This window comes from Streptomyces anandii JCM 4720, assembly GCF_014650655.1.
In the GTDB taxonomy this organism is placed as follows: domain Bacteria; phylum Actinomycetota; class Actinomycetes; order Streptomycetales; family Streptomycetaceae; genus Streptomyces; species Streptomyces anandii.
This window is the reverse complement of the sequence record NZ_BMVJ01000003.1, coordinates 227,182-227,971: the sequence shown is the minus strand read 5'-3', so window position 1 is coordinate 227,971 and position 790 is coordinate 227,182. Positions and strand designations below refer to the sequence as shown.

The window sequence follows — 790 nt, the reverse complement described above, 5'->3', positions numbered from 1 at the left end:
GTCCGTCGACCTGACCGGACCGCGCGCCCTGCTGGCCCGCAGGCTGCTGCAGTGGCGGGCGGCGGGCGCGGTGCTGGTCCTGGTCAGCAACAACGACGAGACGACCGTCCGGGCCGTCCTCGACCGGCCCGACAGCCCGCTGAAGGCGGAGCACTTCAGTGTGCTGTCCGCCGCCTGGGGCCCCAAGCCCGACCGGCTCGCCGAGGCGGCGCGCACCCTCAACCTCGGTCTGGACAGCTTCCTCTACCTGGACGACAACCCGGCCGAGATCGCCAGAATGCGCTCGGCGCTGCCGCACGTGCTGTCGGTGACCTGCCCTCCGGCCGGTCAACTCACCGAGTTCCTGAACCGGTTGTGGCCGACCGTACCGGCGGCGGCCACCGCCGAGGACGCGTTGCGCGCCCGCTTCTACGAGCAGGAGCGCGAACGGGACGCGGCACGCGAGCAGGCCGGCTTCGAGGAGTTCCTCGCCGGGCTCGGCCTCGAGGTCGACATTCGCCCGCTGGAGGAGGACGACGTCCAGCGGGCGGAGCAGCTCGTGCGCCGCACCAACCAGTTCACCCTGCGCGCCCGCTCGGCCGACGGCGGCGACGTGGCGCGGTGGCGGGAGCGGGCCGAGGTGTGGACGGCCTCGGCGCGCGACCGGTTCGGCGACTACGGCCAGATCGGCCTGATCGCCGTACGTGCCGAGGCCGGCCGGCTCGACGTGCTCGCGTGGCTGATGAGCTGCCGGGCGCTCGGCCGGGGCGTCGAGGAGCGCCTGCTGGCGTGGCTGGCCGACCGGGCCGGG

Annotated in this window: 1 protein-coding gene; it reads left to right on the top strand. The window is 74.4% G+C overall.

Annotation, left to right across the window (positions count from 1 at the left end; all coding sequences use genetic code 11):
• Positions 1–790 (top strand): HAD-IIIC family phosphatase (locus IE249_RS07040; RefSeq protein WP_189703897.1); only part of this gene is annotated, 790 nt, incomplete at both ends.